This is a genomic window from Nonomuraea basaltis, from assembly GCF_005893125.1.
Classification (GTDB): domain Bacteria; phylum Actinomycetota; class Actinomycetes; order Streptosporangiales; family Streptosporangiaceae; genus Nonomuraea; species Nonomuraea basaltis.
In genome coordinates, this window is record NZ_VCJS01000163.1 from 1 (window position 1) to 16101 (window position 16101).

Genomic DNA, 16101 nt, shown 5'->3' on the forward strand with positions numbered 1-16101 from the left:
CGCAGGGGGAGGCCGGGTCGGCCACGGCCGGCGTAGCGGATAGGGCTACAGCAACCATGGCAGCCAGGGACGCTCGGGATAAAACGCGCATGCCCGGCACTTTAGAGGTATTTTCGACCGCATATTTCCACGTAAAAGTGGATAGAACATTAAAACATCGAACCTTGACACGAGCCCTCGCGGGTATGACCTGTGCATGGACTGGGTCACCTGCGCGTATTCGGCTGCCTGCACCGGAATCGCAAGCAAGCCGTCCGGCCTTTGCCTCGCCCACCTGTCACCCGAACAACTCCCTGAGGCGCTCGACCAGATGTCCCCCGGCCGTCTGATCGACCTGCGCGGCACGACCGTCACCAGCGACCTGCTGGCCAGGGTGCTTGAGGCCACCGGCGGCAGGCCCGGCAGGGCGCGGCTGGACCGGGCCAGGTTCACCGGCGACGTCCGGCTGCCGGGCGTGACGTTCGCCGGCGACGTGTCGCTCGACGGCGCCAGGTTCGACCGGCTGGCCTCGTTCTTCGGCGCCCGCTTCGAGGGCAACGTGTCGCTGGCCGGCGCCAGGTTCGCCCGCGAGCTCTCCTTCCACGGCGTCACCGTGCGCGGGCACGTCTCGCTCGACCGGGCCGTGATGGCCCGCGACGCGCTGTTCAGCCAGGCCGTCTTCGGCCACGGGCTGTCCTGCGAGCGGGCCAGGTTCGACGGGTACGCCACCTTCGACGGCGCCCGCCTCGGCGACGGAGCCGCGTTCCGGGGGGCGCGCTTCGGCCGTACCCTGTCCTTCCGCAAGGTCAGCGGGCACGCCGGGTTCGAGGCCGCGCACTTCGCCGCGGACGCGTACCTGTCGGCCACCGGCCGGCTGTCGGCGGCCCGTGCCCGCGCCGACGGGCTGCTGGACGTGGCGGTCGCGCGGTGCGGCGTGGACCTGCGCAGGGTGGAGGTGGCGGGGGCGACCTCGCTGAAGCTGACCGACTCGCAGGCCGACCTGGAGGGCGCGGTGCTGCGCGGCCCGGCCACGGTGAGCGGCCGGGGCACCTCCACGCTGACCTCGCTGCGCCAGGTGGAGGCGAACGACCTGGCGCTGCGCGGGCTGGACCTGTCGGCATGCAGGTTCGCCGGGCTCGCCCACCCGGCTGCGGTACGGGTCAAGGACTGCACGTTCGCGCTCACCACGCGCGGCATGCGGGTGAGCCTGCGCCGGCCGATGCTGCGCTGGTTCTCCCGGCGCAGCGCGCTGGCCGACGAGCATGGCATGGGCGGGTCCGCCACCGGCGACCCGGGGGCCACACCGGACCGGCTGGCCGCCCTCTACGCCGGATTACGGCCCAGCGACCGCGCCACCTCGGCCGACTTCGCCTTCGCCGCCATGGAGATGCGCCGAAGGGCCGGCCACCGGTGGTGGCTGTCGGTGTCGTGGCTGCTGTACGGATACGGCATGCGCAGGGGGCGGGCGGTGGCCTGGTTCGCGGTGCTGGCGGCGATCGCCGCGGCCGCCGTGCTGTGGTCCTCGAGCGGCCACAGCGCGGCGACGCACCGCTAGAGCTGCGCGACGATGGCGGCGATGGCGCGGAAGTGGGACGAGCGCCAGCCGCCGCCCATGATCCTCCGGGACAGCTGCTGCAGTTCGTCGCCGGGGTCGAAGCCTTCGTGGTCGAGGAACAGCCTGGTGCCCTTGCCCTCGGGCGCCAGCCGCCACGTGACCGTCCAGTCGGCCCGCTTGCCGTCGCTCCAGCTGATCTTCAGCAGCCGCTCCGGATCCAGCTCCAGCACCTGGCAGTAGACGATCCCGTCGAATCCGACCTGCTTCTTGGGCTCGGTCCTGAACGTGAACCGGTGCCCGACCTCCGGCTTGAAGTCGTTGGGCATGAGCCACCTGGCGACCAGGTCGGGCTCGGTGAGCGCCCGCCACACCTTCGCCGGAGGATGCGCGATGAACTGGTCGAGCCTGATCGCGCGCAGGTCTTCAGCCGTCCTGTCGTCGGGCATCGTCCTCGTCTTCCATCTCGTCGAGCAGGGTCGTCAGGTTCACGAGCTTCTCCCGCCAGAACCGTTCGTACGGGGTGAGCCAGTCGCGGATCTCCATGAGCGGCGCGGGCTCCAGCCGGTAGTGGCGCTCCCTGCCCTTGCGGGTCTCGGCCACCAGCCCCGCGTCCCTGAGCACCCTGAGATGCTCGGACACGCTGGGCCGGCTCATGTCGAACCGCTCGGCGAGCCGGCCGGCGGGCTGGCCGCCCTCCTCCAGCAGCAGGCGCAGCAGCTCGCGCCTGGCCGGGCTGGCCAGCGCGGTGAACACGTGGTCGGCGGTCATAGCTCGCTGACGACGAAGCCGTTGCCGAAGGGGTCGTTGAACAGCAGTTGCCGGCCCCACGCCTCGTCGCTGGGGCCCTCGAAGGCGACCTCGTTCTCGCGCAGCCGGGCGGCCAGCGCGTCGAGATCGGGCGCGCCCACCACCAGGCCGCCGATCGGCGCCATCCCGGGGAACCAGGAGGCGAGCAGGAGCGTGGTTTCGGCGCCCTTCGGGGCTACGGTGAGCCAGCGGCCCATCGGGAACGGGTTGTCGCTGCGCACCTCGAAGTCGAGCACGCCGTTGTAGAAGGCCAGGGCCCGCTCCTGGTCGGCGACGGGCACGGTGACGGTGAGGATGGATGAGATCGGCATGCCAGCCACTATACGTAGGTTTTTTCCTACGTAACAACCCGACTCTCGAAATATCAGGGAATTCCCGGAGTGAACCCCTGGGGTGACCCTTCGTACACTGGGGACCATGCGCATCGACGACTACGTGTCCGAGCTCGACCGCGCGATCACCGGCCCGCACGGGCCCAAGCGCGACCTGGTCGTCGAGGCGCGCGACAGCCTGATCGACAGCGCTGACACGCTGGAGGCCGACGGCCTGACCAGGGCGGAGGCGGAGCGGATCGCGGTGGCGGAGTTCGGGCCGGTCGCCGAGATCGCCCCCGGCTACCAGGCCGAGCTGACCTCCTCGTCGGGGCGGCGGCTGGGCATCCTGCTGTTCATCAGCGTGCCGATCACCGTGCTCATGTGGTCGGTGCTGTGGCGCATGTACCCGCCCGCCGACGACACAGTCTGGGCGACCCAGCCCGGCTGGTACTGGCCGGCCTCCCGGCTGCTCGACATCCTCCAGCTCGGCGTCGGCATGTACGGCGGGCTCGCGCTGTTCGTGCTGGGCCGGGGCGCCCGATGGGTCCGCCGGCCCCGGCTGATCACCAGGTCGCTCGGGCTGGTCGTGTGGATCTCCCTGCCGGTCACCGCCGGGCTCGGCCTGCTGCTCACGTTCGGCGCGGCCGGATCCAACAGCCTCGAGTTCCTGCCCGCCCTGCTGGCCAACCTGGCGACCTCGGCGTTGTGGGGCATGCAGGTCTACTGCGCCACGCGCTGCCTGCGCATCACTCGCGCCTCGCGACCGCACGCCCAGCCGTCACGCTGACCCGGCCGCCCCATCAGCTCGATGTCCTGACCTCCGCGCGGAGCACGCTGCCGATCACATGGGTGAACTCGCGCCAGGCAGAGCGTTCGCCCTCGAGCTGCTTCCTGCCCGCGGCCGTCAGCCGGTAGGTGCGGCGCTTGCGCCCGCCTACCGTGGCCCACTCGCTCGACAGGTAGCCGATGCGCTCCAGCCGGCGCAGCGCCGGATAGACCGTGCCCGTCGGCACGATCAACGCTCCCCCGCTGCGCTCCTGCAGCGCCTCGATGATGGCGTAGCCGTGCAGCGGCTCGCGCTCCAGCACTGACAGGAGCAGCGCGTCCATGTGCCCGCGCAGCGCGTCCGGATTCATGTCTCAGATCTTAGGCAACCGCGCAGCATGTAGCCAGTCTACATGTAGGCTGTCTATATGTAGGTAGGCACAACAACGGAGTCGTGATGGATGTACTCGACCTGGCACGCACGCAGTTCGCGGTGACCAGTGGCCTGCACTTCCTGTTCGTCGTGCTCACGCTGGGGCTGGCGCCACTGGTGGCGATCATGCACACCCGCTGGGCGATGTCGGGCCGGCCGCTGCACAAGGCGATGACCCGGTTCTGGGGGCAGATCTACGTCGTCAACTACGCGCTGGGCATCGTGACCGGGCTGGTGATGGAGTTCCAGTTCGGGCTGTCGTGGAGCGGGCTGTCCCACTACGCCGGCGACGTGTTCGGCGCGCCACTGGCCATGGAGACGCTGGTGGCCTTCTTCCTGGAGTCCACGTTCCTGGGCTTGTGGATCTTCGGCTGGGGCCGGCTGCCCAAGTGGCTGCATCTGGCGTGCATCTGGCTCGTGACGCTGACGGCGTACGCGAGCGCGTTCTACATCATGGTGGCCAACTCGTACCTGCAGAACCCGGTCGGGTCCGTGGTGAGCGGCGGCCGGATGGAGCTGGTCGACTTCGGCGCGCTGCTCACCAACAAGGCCCTGGTGTTCTCGTTCCCGCACGTGGTCGGGGCGGGGCTGTTCACGGGGGCCATGGTGATGGTGGGGGCCAGCGCGTACCAGCTGCGGCGCCGCACCGACCAGGTGGAGTTCTTCACCAGGTCCTTGCGCACCGGCGTGGTCGTCGCCGCGATCGGGATCTTCATCACGATGGGGTTCGGGTACGCGCAGTTCGCCGGGGTCCAGGAGGGCAAGTTCGACAACACGGCGGCGGCGATCGGGCTCGCGGTCATGATGGAGATCGGGCAGCTGCTGGGGCTGATCGTGCTGCTCGCGATGCTGCCGATGATCCGCGTCCTGCCGCGCTGGCGGTGGACGCACCGGCTGCTGATGGCCATGACGCCGCTGCCGTTCATCCTGTCGATCATGGGCTGGGTGGCCAGGGAGGTCGGACGGCAGCCCTGGATGATCTGGGAGAAGCTGACCGTGGCCGACGCCATGTCACCGGGGCTGACCTCGGGGATGGTCACGGCGTCGCTGATCGGGTTCGTGGCCGTGCTGGGGCTGCTGGCGGTCGTCGACTACGTGCTCATCGCGCGGGTGGTCCGGCGCGGGCCGCGCGGCCTGGACCTCGGCGCCGCCGCCGGCGAGCCCCGTACGCCCGCGATGAGCTACTAGGAGTGCTGACATGGAAGTGATCTGGTTCGCCCTGTTCGCGGCGCTGCTGGTGGGATATTTCGCTCTTGAGGGGTTCGACCTGGGGGTCGGGCTGCTGCTTCCCGTCCTGGGCCGGACGCGGGAGGGCCGGGACCGGATGGTGGCCGCGGTGGCGCCGTACGTGCTGGCCAACGAGGTGTGGCTGGTGGCGGTGGCCGGCACGATGTTCGGGGTCTACCCGCTGCTCGAAGGGGAGGTGCTGTTCGCGCTGTACCCCGTGGTCGTGGCGATGCTGCTGAGCTGGGTCGTGCGGGACGCCGGGCTGTGGTTCCGGCGCAGGATCGACGGCCCGCGGTGGCAGGGGTTCTGGGACGCGATGATCGCGTTCGGGTCGCTGGGGCTGTCGTTCGGCTGGGGCATGGCGCTCTACGCGGCGGCCACCGGGTTCGAGGCGTCGCCCGTGCACCCGGTCGGGCTGATGCTGGGCGTGGTGGTGACCATGCTGTTCGCGATGCACGGGTGGACGTTCCTCGCGTGGCGGGCGCCGGGCGACTTCGGCGCGACCCGGTCGGGGCGGGCCCTGCTGCTCACGGGGGCGGTCGCCGCGCTGCCCGCCGCGGGGGTGCTGGCGGGGGCGATGCCGTACCTGCTGGGGCACAGCGCGCCCGCCGCTACCTTGAATGTGCTGAGTGTCATGGTCCTGCCGTTCGCACCCATCATGCTGGGCGCGCAACTATGGGTATGGCGCACTTTCCGTCCCGGAAAGGACGCCTTCCGGCTCCCGTCGTTCTTCTGAGGACACGTGCATAAGGATCTCCTTCGGCTCATGCGGGCCGAGCGGTCGGTACGCCGCCACCTGGCCGTCACCCTGGCCGCGGCCGTGCTGGCGGGACTGCTCGTGCTGGTGCAGGCCGAACTGCTCGCCGGCGTGCTGTCCGGCCGGTTCGCCGCCACCGCCCTGGCAGGGCTGGCGGCGGTGGTGGGCGTGCGGGCGTTGCTCGCGTGGACCCAGGGCGTCTTCGCCGGGCGTACCGCGACCGGGGTCAAGTCGGCGCTGCGCCATCGGCTGCTGGCCCGTTTGCAGGAGCTCGGCCCCGCGCGGCTCACCGCGCACCGCTCCGGCGAGCTGGTCACTTTGACGGGCCGGGGCCTGGACGGGCTGGACGCCTACCTGACCGGCTACCTGCCGGCGATCGCGGTGGCCGGGGTGGTGCCGCTGGCCGTGCTCGTCCGGCTGTTCGCCGCCGACCTCGGGAGCGCGGTCATCGTTCTGGTCACGCTCCCGCTGATCCCGGTCTTCGGCGCGCTGGTGGGCATGACGACCAAGGCCGTGACCGAGCGCCAGTACCGGGCGCTGTCGCGGCTCGGCGGCCACTTCCTCGACGTGGTGCGCGGGCTGCCCACCCTGCGGGCCTTCGGCCGGGCGCGCTACCAGGCCACCGTCATCCAGCAGGTCGCCGACGCGCACCGGAGCGCCACCATGCGGACGTTGCGGGTGGCGTTCCTGTCGTCGCTGGTGCTGGAGCTGTGCGCGTCGCTGTCGCTGGCGCTGGTGGCGGTGCCGATCGGGCTGCGGCTGCTCGGGGGGTCGCTGGATCTGACGACGGCGCTGCTGGTGCTGCTGCTGGCGCCGGAGGCATACCTGCCGCTGCGGGCCATGGGGACGCGCTTCCACGCCTCCATGGAGGGCGTGGCCGCCGCCGACGCGGCCTTCGCCGTCCTGGACTCCACCGAGGACGACCGTGCCACTGCGGTACGGCGAGCCACCGGGGACGCGCTCGATGCGGCGGGCCGGCCGGTCGCCGCTTCGAAGGGCGCTCCGGAGATCCGGCTGGAGAACGTGACCGTCCGCTACCCGGACAGAGACGACGCCGCGCTGGAGAACGTCACGCTCACCATCGGCCCGCGCGAACGGGTCGCCCTGGTGGGCGAGAGCGGCGGCGGCAAGAGCACGCTGCTCCACCTCGTCCTCGGCTTCATCCAGCCGTCGGAGGGGCGGGTCCTCGTCGACGGCACGGACCTGCGCGATCTGGACGCGGCGAGCTGGCGGGCGCGGCTGGCGTTCGTGGCGCAACGGCCGCACCTGTTCACGACGTCGGTGGCCGACAACATCCGGCTCGGGGCTCCCTCTGCCTCTCTGGAGGACGTACGCCGCGCCGCGGCCGCCGCGCACGCCGACTTCGTGGAGGCGCTCCCCCAGGGATTCGGCACCATGGTGGGCGAGCGCGGCGCCAACCTGTCCGCCGGCCAGCGGCAGCGGATCGCGCTGGCGCGCGCCTTCTGCCGTCCCGGCGCGTCGGTGCTGCTGCTCGACGAGCCCACGGCTCGGCTGGACGGGCGCAGCGAGGCCGCCGTGGTGGCGGGAACGGCGGAGCTGGCCCGCGACCGGACCGCCGTCATCGTCGCGCACCGGCCCGCCATGATCGACCTGGCCGACCGCGTCATCCGCATCCACGAGGGCCGCATCATCTCCGACACCACCCGCACGTCCCACTCCCCCGCCACCAGACCAGGCACCACCCAACCGAGAGCGACGGCCGCCCAAGAGGGCTCCTCCGAGGGGCACGCCGCCGCAGCCGACGCGGAAACCAGCGGAAGAGCCGATGGCGAGGGTCCTCAAGGGCGTGACCAGGTGGCGGCGACGCGGCGGGAAGGGGGCGAGCGATGAATCGGCGCATGGGGAAGCGGCTGGTCTGGGCCGTGCTGGCCGGGGCGGCGGCGGACCTGGCCGGGCTCGGCCTGATCGCCGCCGCGGCGTGGCTGATCACCAGGGCCGCCCAGCAGCCGCCCCTGGCCGCACTGAGCGTGGCGATCGTGGCGACCAGGGCGTTCGCCACGAGCAAGGGCGTCTTCCGCTACGTCGAGCGCCTCACCGGCCACGACGTCGCGCTGCGCGCCCAGGCCGGCACCCGGGAGGACCTCTACCAGGCCCTGATCCCGCCCCAGCAGCCCCGCCACGGCGGCGCGGACCTGCTCAGCCGCATGGTCGACGACACCGAGGCCGTACAGGACCTGCTCGTCCGCTGCCTGCTGCCCGCGGCCGCCGCGGCCATCGCCGGGCTGGCCGCCGTCGTCGTCGGGCTGGCCATCCTCCCGGTGGCGGCGCTGGTGCTGGTCGCCGGGCTGGTGCTGGCCGGGGTGCTGCTGCCCGCCGGTACGGCCGCCGCCGCCCGCCGCTGGTCGGCCAGGATCGCCCCGGCGCGGGCGGCGCTGGCGGGCCGGGTGGCCGACCTGGTGCACGGCTCCGCCGACCTGGCCGCGTACGGCGCCGACGACGCGGCACTGGGCAAGGCGCTGTCCGCGGACGAGGCGCTGGCCGCGCTCGAACGCCGCCAGGCCCGCGTCCACGCCGCCGCCCTGGCCGGGGGCACGCTGGTGCAGGGGCTGACGGTCGCGGCCGTCGTCCTGCTCGCTCAGGCGGCCGGGGCCGGCTCGGTCGGTACGGCGGTGCTCGCGCTGACCGCCCTGGTGTCCTTCGAGCCCGTTCTCCCGCTGGCGGCGGCCGGCGAGCGGATGGCGGGCATCACGGCGGCGCTCAGGCGGCTGCGCGAGGTCCGCTCCGCCGCCCCTGCCGTCACCGAACCCGCCACGCCCGCGCCCAGGCCGGAAGCGCCGCTGACCATCGAGATCGCCGACCTCGTGGTCCGCCACACCGCCCGCCCCGTCTCGGACGAGCCGCCGGCGCACGACACCGCCGCCCTCTCCGCGGCCTCCGCACGCGACGGCGCCCCCGGCGAGACCGCGCCGGACGGCGGCCGGCCGGCGCTGGACGGGGTGTCGTTGCGGCTCACCCCCGGCAGGCGGATGGCGATCGTCGGGCCGAGCGGAGCGGGCAAGAGCACGTTGCTGGCCGCGTTGATGCGACTGGTGGAGCCGGAGTCCGGAAGCATCAGAGTCAACGGCGTGGACATCCGGGACCTCGCCGCCGACGACGTGCGGACGCTGATGACGGGCCTCACCCAGGACCCGTACATCTTCCGCGCCAGCCTCCGCGACAACCTGCGCCTGGCCGGCCCCGAGGCCGACGGCGAGACGCTGCGGCGCGCCGTACAGGATGCCAGGCTGGACGGCTGGGTCGAGCGGACCGGGTGGGACGCCGAGCTGGGCGAGGACGGCAGGACCGTGTCGGGCGGGCAGTTGCAGCGGCTGGCCCTCGCCAGGGCGCTGCTGTACGACCCGCCGGTGCTGCTGCTCGACGAGCCCGCGGAGGCGCTCGACGAGGAGACGGCCGACCGGCTGATGAGCGACCTGCTCGACGTGACCAGGGACCGCACCACGCTGCTCGTGACGCACCGCCTCAAGGGGCTGGAGCTGGTCGACGAGATCGTGGTGCTCGAGGAGGGCCGCGTCGTCCAGCGCGGGCACCACGACGAGCTCGTCGCCGTGCCCGGCTACTACCGCGACCTATGGGAGTCCGAGGTCCTGACCAGGAGGTAAGCCCGCCCCAGAGCCGGGCCTTGTGTTTGCGTCGCCATCAGGTTTAAACTGCAAACCAGTTTGAGAAATCGAGGAGTTTGCGATGCCGGATGACGAGCGGACACCGAGCCCCGAGGAGATGCTCCGCGTCATCGAGGAGCAGCAGGTCGCCACCACGAAATACCTGTACGGCAACCAGTTGCTGCTCTACGTGCCCTGGGGCGTCGCCTGGCTGCTCGGATTCACCGCGTACTTCCTGCACTACGGGCTCGACGGGCGGCCATACGCGCCGATCTCCGCGACGCAGGCGCTGGCCGTGCTGATGATCGCCCAGCTCGTGGCGGGGGCGCTGGTCGCGTACGGGATCGGGCGGATGAACCGGGCGGTCCGCGGCGGCAGCAAGGCCCAGGGCACGATGTATGGCTATGCGTGGTTCGCCGGGATGACGCTGGTGGTCATCATCGCCACCAGACTGAGCCCTCTGCTACCGCCCCACGAGACCGGCCTGGTCTGGGCGGGCGCGTCGCTGACGATCGTGGCGGTCATGTACATGGCCGGCGGCGCGGTCTGGCTCAACTGGCGGATGTTCTTCATCGGCGTCTGGGTCGCGGCCGTCAACGGGCTGGGCGTGCTGCTCGGCGCCGGCTGGCACGCGCTGCTGACGGCGGTGCTGCTGGGAGGTGGTTTCATCGCCGCGGGCATCTGGCTGAGGTGGCGCGCATGACGGCGGAGCCTGCGAGGGAGTGCCGTCGCCTGGAGGAGCGGCGGGAGCGGAGCGACCAGAGCGGGGGAAGGCGGCGGCATATGGCGACCGAGCCGCCGAACGGAGTGAGGCCATGAGCAAGGCGGTGCCGGAGCTCGATCCTGTGATCCACGCCCAGGCCAGGCTCCGGGTGGTCGCCGCGCTCAACGTCCTCGGCGACGGGGACGAGATGGCCTTCGGGTCGCTCAAGGACCTGCTCGGCATGACGGCGGGCAACCTGTCGGTCCACCTGACCAAGCTCGAAGAGGCCGGATACGTCCGGATCATCAAGACGCACAAGGGCCGCACCCCGGTCACGTACGTGGCGCTCACCAAACGTGGGCGGCTGGCCTTCGAGGACTACACCAAGGCGATTCGCGCCCTGCTGGACAATGCTGGAGGAATGACATGACGGTCCTCGCCAGAGCGATCGAGGCCACCCGCCGCTACGGCGACGTGCTCGCGCTCGACCGCGTCTCGCTCGACATCAGGGCGGGCGAGCTGGTCGGGCTGCTCGGCCCGAACGGCGCGGGCAAGTCCACCCTGATCAATCTGTTCGTGGGGCTGCGCCGCCCGACGTCCGGCACCGTCGAGCTGCTGGGCGGCTCGCCACAGGACCCGGTCGTACGGCGCGGCATCGGCGTGACGCCGCAGGAGACCGGGCTGCCGGAGTCGTTACGGGTGGGCGAGATCGTCGACTTCGTGTCCGCGCACTTCCCCGACCGGGTCGGCAAGGAGGAGCTGCTGGCCAGGTTCGGCCTGAGCGACCTGATCAGCCGGCAGGTCGGCGGCCTGTCCGGCGGGCAGAAGAGACGGCTGGCCGTGGCGCTGGCGTTCGCGGGCAGGCCGAAGCTGGTGTTCCTCGACGAGCCGACGACCGGCCTGGACGTCGAGGCCAGGCGGGCGCTGTGGGACGGCATCCGCTCCTTCCACGCCGACGGCGGCACGGTGCTGCTCACCAGCCACTACCTCGAGGAGATCGAGGCCCTGGCCGAGCGGGTCGTGGTGGTCGGCCAGGGCCGCGTGCTGGCCGACGACACGGTGCGGGCCGTACGCGACATGGTGGGCGTGCGACGGGTCTCCCTGGTTGCCGAGGACCTGCCCGAGCTGCCGGGCGTGCTCGGCTCGGAGCGCGAGGAGGGCCGGATCAGCCTGGTCACCTCCGACCCCGACCGGCTGGTCGTCGAGCTGGTGCGGAGCGGCACGCCGTTCTCCGGCCTCGAGATCAGGCCGACCACCCTCGAGGAGGCCTTCCTCGCCATCACCTCGAAGGAGATCACGCATGTCTAGCCTGGTATTCGCGCACACCCGCTATCTCGTGATCGAGCAGCTCAGAGTGCCCATCGGCCTGCTGGCCAGCTCCCTGTTCCCGGCCATCTCGATGGTGGCGTTCGTGGTGCCGTTCGCGGGCCAGGATCCCAAGGCCGCGACGATGGCGGCGGGCGCGATGATGTTCTTCGGCGCGATGTCGGCCGGGCTGATCGGGCTCAGCATCTCGGTCTCGCAGGATCGCGAGCAGCCGTGGAACCCGTACCTGCGCACGCTGCCCGCGGGCCCGCTCCCCCGCTTCGCCGGGCGGATCCTGTCGGCGCTCGCCGTGATGCTGGTCTCGGTGATCCCCGTGCTGCTGGTGGCGGCGTTCCTCACGGAGGCGACGATCACGCCGGTCAAGCTGCTGCTCGGCCTGGGCGCGCTGGTCGTGGGCGTCGTCCCGTTCATGCTGATGGGCCTGCTCCTCGGCTTCCTGCTGTCGTCCAAGGCCGCGATGGCGGTGTCGCAGGTCCTGTTCTTCCCGATGGCCATCCTCGGCGGGCTGCTGCTGCCGCCGCCGATCCTACCGGACTTCATCCAGGTCGTCTCGCCGTACGTGCCCACCAGGGGCGCGGCCGAGCTGATGTGGTGGGCGACCTCGGACAGCAGCCCGGACACGGTGGCGCTGGTCATGCTGGCCGCCTGGACCGTCGTCGTGGCAGTGGCCGCGGGATGGGCCTACCGTCGCGACGAGGGCCGGCGTTTCTCCTGATCAATGGGGGGGTGTGCCGCCGAGTCCGCAGCGATCTCGACGGCACACCCGTCCATGAGGGGGTCCTGTTATTTCTTCTCTTCGAGGGTGACGGTCACCTCGCCGGTCTGACCGTCTCTCGTATATGTGATCTTGACCTGTTGCCCCGGTTTGAAACCTCTGACCTGCCCAACAACAGTATCTCCTCCGTCAACCGCCTTGTCGCCGATCTTCGTGATCAGGTCGCCCTGCTTCAGACCGGCCTTCTCCGCGGGGCTTCCCGCGGTGACCTCCCGTACGAGGGCGCCGGGCACGTCGCCGGTCGCGTCGGTGACGCTCACGCCGAGGAAGGCGTGGCTGACCTTGCCGGTGCTGATGAGCTGCTCGGACACCTGCTTGGCGGTGTTGACCGGGATGGCGAAGCCGACGCCGCCGCCCGCCGCCTCCGAGGCGATGGCGGTGTTGATGCCGACCAGCTCCCCGGCCGCGTTCACCAGCGCGCCGCCGGAGTTGCCCGGGTTGATCGAGGCGTCGGTCTGGACGGCGCCGCCGATCGTGGTGGGCTCGCTCCCTGCCTGGCTCTGCTGCTCCTGGCCCAAGCCCGGCGGGAGCTGCTGGTTCGGCTCGTTGCCGACCGTGAGCGTGCGGTCGAGTGCGCTGACGATGCCCTTCGTGACGGATCCGTCGAGGCCGAGCGGGCTCCCGATGGCCAGCACGTCGTCGCCGACCTTCAGCAGGTCGCTGTCGCCGAGCGTGGCCTTGGTCAGCCCGGATACGCCTTCCGCCCGGATGACGGCCAGGTCGGTGGCCGGGTCGGTGCCGACCACGCTGGCCTTGGCCGTCTTGCCGTCGCTGAACTTGACCGTCATCTGCCCGCCCTGGCCGGCGCCCTGGACCACGTGGTTGTTGGTCAGGATGAGCCCGTCCGCCGACAGCACCACGCCGGATCCCTCGCCGGTCTGGCCCTGGATCATCACGACGCTCGGCTGTACCTTCGCCGCCACGTCGGCGACGGTGAGCTCGTTGGAGGTGGCCTTGAACTCGGGGCTGGGCGTGCCGGTGCTGGTGATGGAGACCGGGTCGGGCTGGAAAGCGTTGGCGACGGCGGCCCCCACTACGCCACCTCCGATGGCCGTGGCCGCCAGAGCGAGCCCGGCGACCGCCTTGCGTCCGAAGCCCGCTTTCTTCGGGGGCGGCGGAGGAGGCGGCGGCTGCTGCTCCATGATGATCGTGTCCCGCCGGGGGAAGCCCCCGGCGGCCGGCGGCGTGGTGCCGAACTGGCTCCACCCGGTGCCCTGCTCGCGAGGCTCGTTCGCGTCCATCTGTCATCTCCCTCAAGTCCCGATGACTCAAGGGTCGCAAGAGCCGCGTAAGACCTGGTTAAGCCGGTGATCAGAGCAGTATGAGACGGCTGACAGCGACCATATCGCCGCTGGTGAAGCCCAGGATCATCACCAGGCAGCCCACCCAGCCGCCCAACGGTCTCACGTCCCAGTCCCCGAACCTCATACCGTCAGGGCTACGCGAGGGGAAGGTCTGCACGGCTGTCGTGCTCGGTCATGTCGATGTGCCCGCCCCCTGGGCGCCACCCCAGGAGATCACCCGCGGGCCGGCCAGTATTCGTCCCTGAGCAGGCGCTTGTAGAGCTTGCCCGTCGGGTGGCGGGGCAGCTCGGCGCGGAAGTCCACGGTCTTGGGGCACTTGTAGTGGGCCAGCCGCTCGCGGCAGTACGCGATCAGCTCCGCCTCCAGCTCCGGACCGGCCTCCGCCATGGACAGCGGTTCCACCACGGCCTTGACCTGCTCCCCCATCTCCTCGTCCGGCACCCCGAACACCGCCACATCGGCCACCTTCGGGTGCACCGACAGCACGTTCTCTGCCTCCTGCGGGTAGATGTTCACCCCGCCAGAGATGATCATGTACGAGCGCCGGTCGGTGAGGTACAGGAAGCCCTCCTCGTCCAGGTGGCCGATGTCGCCCAGTGTTGTCCAGCCCCGGCCCAGCGGGTCCTGCGCGGAGCGGGTCTTGCCGGGGTCGCCGTGGTATTGGAAGGCGCCGCCGTTCTCGAAGTAGATCGTGCCGTGCTCGCCGGGCGGCAGGTCGTTGCCGTCCTCGTCGCAGATGTGCACGACGCCGAGCAGCGAGCGGCCGACCGTGCCCTTGTGCCGGAGCCAGTCCTGAGAGTTGACGTAGAGGAAGCCGTTGCCCTCGGTGCCGGCGTAGTACTCGTGGATGATCGGGCCCCACCAGTCGATCATCTGCTCCTTGACGGGGACGGGGCAGGGGGCGGCGGCGTGGATTGCGTACTTAAGAGATGAAATATCGTATTTTGCCAGGGTCTCTGGCGGCAGTTTGAGCATCTTGATGAACATCGTGGGGACGAGCTGCGAGTGCGTCGCCCCGTACCGCTCGACCAGCCGCAGATACTCCTCGGCGTCGAAGCGCTCCATCGCCACCACCGTGGCGCCGAGCCGCTGGAACGTCAGGCAGTAGCGCAGCGGGGCGGCATGGTAGAGGGGCGCGGGCGAGAGGTAGACGCTGTCGGCGGCGGGCGCGAAGAGCGCCTGGACGAGCTTGAACAGCATGCCGGGATCAGTGAGCGAGCCGTGCGTCGCGGCCAGCTTGACGCCCTTCGGCCGGCCGGTGGTGCCCGAGGAGTAGAGCATGTCGGCGCCCTGGCACTCGTCGTCGATCGGGGTGACCGGCTGCTTCGCGACCGCCTCCTCGTACGACTCGAAGCCCTCGGCCGTGCCGTCCAGCATGAGGCGCAGCTCGACCCCGGGCGTGGCGGCGGTGATCGAGGTGGCGACGCCGGCCAGGTCCGCGCTCGAGACGAACACCCGGGCGCCGCAGTTGTTCACGATGTAGGCCAGCTCGCCGGTCTGCAGCCGCGAGCTGATCGGCGTGTAGTACAGGCCCGAGCGGTGCGCGGCCCAGGCGACGGCCAGGAAGAGGGGGTGGTTGGCGAGCATGAAGGCGATGTGGTCGCCCGGCCGCAGCCCGGCGGCGCGGAACAGGTGGGCCAGCCGGTTCGACTCTTCGTCCAGCTCGCGGTAGGTGACGACCCGCCCGGAGCCCGCCATGATCACAGCGGGCTTGTCTGGGGTGACTGCTGCGATGGCTCCCGGATACATGAACAGAACACTATTCGGATGATCGCCCGGCACGCCAGCACGGCGGAGCCGCGACCTCACCGTTGAGGTCGCGGCTCCGTATGAAGGAATCAGGCTGCGGCGTGGTAAACGTCCTGCCAGCCGGAGTTGTAGCCGGTGGAGTGGAACTTGTTGCCGCGGCTCACGTCCACGTAGATGTGCGCGACGTTCTTACCGTGGAACGAGAAATGCGCCGGGAACTTCTTGCAGTTGTAGAAGCTCTTGAAGTACGTGGAGCCGTCCTCGTGCACGACCTTGAACTTCTCCCATGCGCACTTGTTCTTGCCCCACCACTTCTTGTCGTGAAGCGTGCTGTGCACGGTGAAGAAGTGGTCGTAGCGCCACTCCCACACGTGCTTCTTGACCTTCTTGACGACCCACTTGCAGTGCTTGTCGCCGTCGCTGTCCTTCCAGCAGACCTTCTTCTTCTGGACCGGCACCCACTTCCAGTACCAGTGCTTGAACTTCTTCTTCTCGACGCTCACATGGCCGTAGGCCTTGGCCTTGTGGTCGCTGGAGTAATAAGGTCCCCAGTCCGCGTCGTACGACGTTGTGGCGGATGTTGCGGATGTGGTCGTCGCGTTGGCGGCGACCGGCGCACCGATCGCCACGAGCGTGGCGGCGGTGACGCCGAGCAGGATTCGTGAAACGAATCGCACTTTGGGCCTCCTCGGGAGAGGTTTCCTGACCCTGCTTTGGTACGCCCCTCGGATTGCGCCACACTTTCAATCCACTTGCCTAATAAGGGGGATATAAGGCGATATTCCTG

At 70.5% G+C, this 16101-nt stretch carries 17 protein-coding genes; 10 read left to right on the forward strand and 7 right to left on the reverse strand.

The genetic code is table 11. From position 1 onward, the window contains the following. Nucleotides 1-196 precede the first annotated feature (196 nt). On the forward strand, nt 197-1534 hold the full coding sequence (locus EJK15_RS48175) for a pentapeptide repeat-containing protein (protein WP_138717179.1): 1338 nt from the start codon (nt 197-199) through the stop codon (nt 1532-1534). On the opposite strand, the gene EJK15_RS48180 is transcribed toward EJK15_RS48175, so the two are convergent. The 3 genes from EJK15_RS48180 to EJK15_RS48190 are packed head-to-tail and all read right to left on the reverse strand — an operon-like array spanning nt 1531 to nt 2652. Further along, nucleotides 1531-1980 (reverse strand): SRPBCC family protein, encoded by a 450-nt coding sequence (locus tag EJK15_RS48180; RefSeq protein WP_138717180.1) that lies wholly within the window; start codon nt 1978-1980, stop codon nt 1531-1533. The two genes, EJK15_RS48175 and EJK15_RS48180, sit on opposite strands and share 4 nt — an antisense overlap. Further along, on the reverse strand, nt 1958-2302 hold the full coding sequence (locus EJK15_RS48185) for an ArsR/SmtB family transcription factor (RefSeq protein WP_138717181.1): 345 nt from the start codon (nt 2300-2302) through the stop codon (nt 1958-1960). Before EJK15_RS48185 ends, EJK15_RS48180 begins: the two co-directional genes overlap by 23 nt. Next, entirely contained in the window at nt 2299-2652 is a 354-nt protein-coding gene (locus tag EJK15_RS48190; protein WP_138717182.1) for a VOC family protein, read from the reverse strand. The genes EJK15_RS48185 and EJK15_RS48190 overlap by 4 nt, the downstream gene beginning before the upstream one ends. Before the next feature lie 106 nt (nt 2653-2758). Between EJK15_RS48190 and EJK15_RS48195 the strand changes: the two genes are divergently transcribed. Then, nucleotides 2759-3442 carry a permease prefix domain 1-containing protein gene (locus EJK15_RS48195; RefSeq protein ID WP_138717183.1) on the forward strand — a complete coding sequence of 228 codons (684 nt, stop codon included), beginning with the start codon at nt 2759-2761 and terminating at the stop codon, nt 3440-3442. Between the two features lie 13 nt (nt 3443-3455). Here the strand turns inward: EJK15_RS48195 and EJK15_RS48200 are convergent, their stop codons facing one another. Continuing rightward, the gene (locus tag EJK15_RS48200; protein WP_138717184.1) at nt 3456-3791 is read right to left on the reverse strand and encodes a helix-turn-helix transcriptional regulator; all 336 of its coding nucleotides are present in this window, start codon (nt 3789-3791) and stop codon (nt 3456-3458) included. Nucleotides 3792-3877: 86 nt separating this feature from the next. Here EJK15_RS48200 and EJK15_RS48205 point away from each other — a divergent pair, with 86 nt between their 5' ends. The 8 genes from EJK15_RS48205 to EJK15_RS48240 all read left to right on the forward strand — a co-directional run bounded on the left by EJK15_RS48205 (nt 3878) and on the right by EJK15_RS48240 (nt 12201). Next, nucleotides 3878-5041, forward strand: coding sequence for a cytochrome ubiquinol oxidase subunit I (locus tag EJK15_RS48205; protein ID WP_138717185.1), 1164 nt, complete (start codon nt 3878-3880; stop codon nt 5039-5041). Nucleotides 5042-5051: 10 nt separating this feature from the next. Next, complete coding sequence (locus EJK15_RS48210; RefSeq protein ID WP_138717186.1) at nt 5052-5816, forward strand: cytochrome d ubiquinol oxidase subunit II; 765 nt, start codon at nt 5052-5054, stop codon at nt 5814-5816. A gap of 6 nt (nt 5817-5822) precedes the next feature. Continuing rightward, complete coding sequence (gene cydD / locus EJK15_RS48215) at nt 5823-7688, forward strand: thiol reductant ABC exporter subunit CydD (protein WP_138717187.1); 1866 nt, start codon at nt 5823-5825, stop codon at nt 7686-7688. Next, nucleotides 7685-9457: a thiol reductant ABC exporter subunit CydC gene (gene cydC / locus EJK15_RS48220; protein WP_240777682.1), complete on the forward strand. Its 1773-nt coding sequence runs from the start codon at nt 7685-7687 to the stop codon at nt 9455-9457. The genes cydD and cydC overlap by 4 nt, the downstream gene beginning before the upstream one ends. A gap of 82 nt (nt 9458-9539) precedes the next feature. Beyond that, nucleotides 9540-10160, forward strand: a complete 621-nt coding sequence (locus tag EJK15_RS48225) for a hypothetical protein (protein ID WP_138717188.1) — start codon at nt 9540-9542, stop codon at nt 10158-10160. A 112-nt stretch (nt 10161-10272) separates the two neighbouring features. After that, a complete protein-coding gene (locus EJK15_RS48230; protein WP_138717189.1) occupies nt 10273-10590 on the forward strand; it encodes a winged helix-turn-helix domain-containing protein in 318 nt (105 codons plus the stop codon). Beyond that, nucleotides 10587-11468 carry an ABC transporter ATP-binding protein gene (locus EJK15_RS48235; RefSeq protein ID WP_138717190.1) on the forward strand — a complete coding sequence of 294 codons (882 nt, stop codon included), beginning with the start codon at nt 10587-10589 and terminating at the stop codon, nt 11466-11468. The genes EJK15_RS48230 and EJK15_RS48235 overlap by 4 nt, the downstream gene beginning before the upstream one ends. Further along, complete coding sequence (locus EJK15_RS48240; RefSeq protein WP_138717191.1) at nt 11461-12201, forward strand: ABC transporter permease; 741 nt, start codon at nt 11461-11463, stop codon at nt 12199-12201. The genes EJK15_RS48235 and EJK15_RS48240 overlap by 8 nt, the downstream gene beginning before the upstream one ends. A 68-nt stretch (nt 12202-12269) precedes the next feature. Here the strand turns inward: EJK15_RS48240 and EJK15_RS48245 are convergent, their stop codons facing one another. The 3 genes from EJK15_RS48245 to EJK15_RS48255 all read right to left on the reverse strand — a co-directional run bounded on the left by EJK15_RS48245 (nt 12270) and on the right by EJK15_RS48255 (nt 15991). Then, nucleotides 12270-13502, reverse strand: a complete 1233-nt coding sequence (locus tag EJK15_RS48245) for a S1C family serine protease (protein WP_138717192.1) — start codon at nt 13500-13502, stop codon at nt 12270-12272. A gap of 276 nt (nt 13503-13778) precedes the next feature. Beyond that, nucleotides 13779-15314 (reverse strand): acyl-CoA synthetase, encoded by a 1536-nt coding sequence (locus EJK15_RS48250; RefSeq protein ID WP_138717193.1) that lies wholly within the window; start codon nt 15312-15314, stop codon nt 13779-13781. Between the two features lie 89 nt (nt 15315-15403). After that, complete coding sequence (locus EJK15_RS48255; protein WP_138717194.1) at nt 15404-15991, reverse strand: hypothetical protein; 588 nt, start codon at nt 15989-15991, stop codon at nt 15404-15406. Nucleotides 15992-16101 lie beyond the last annotated feature (110 nt).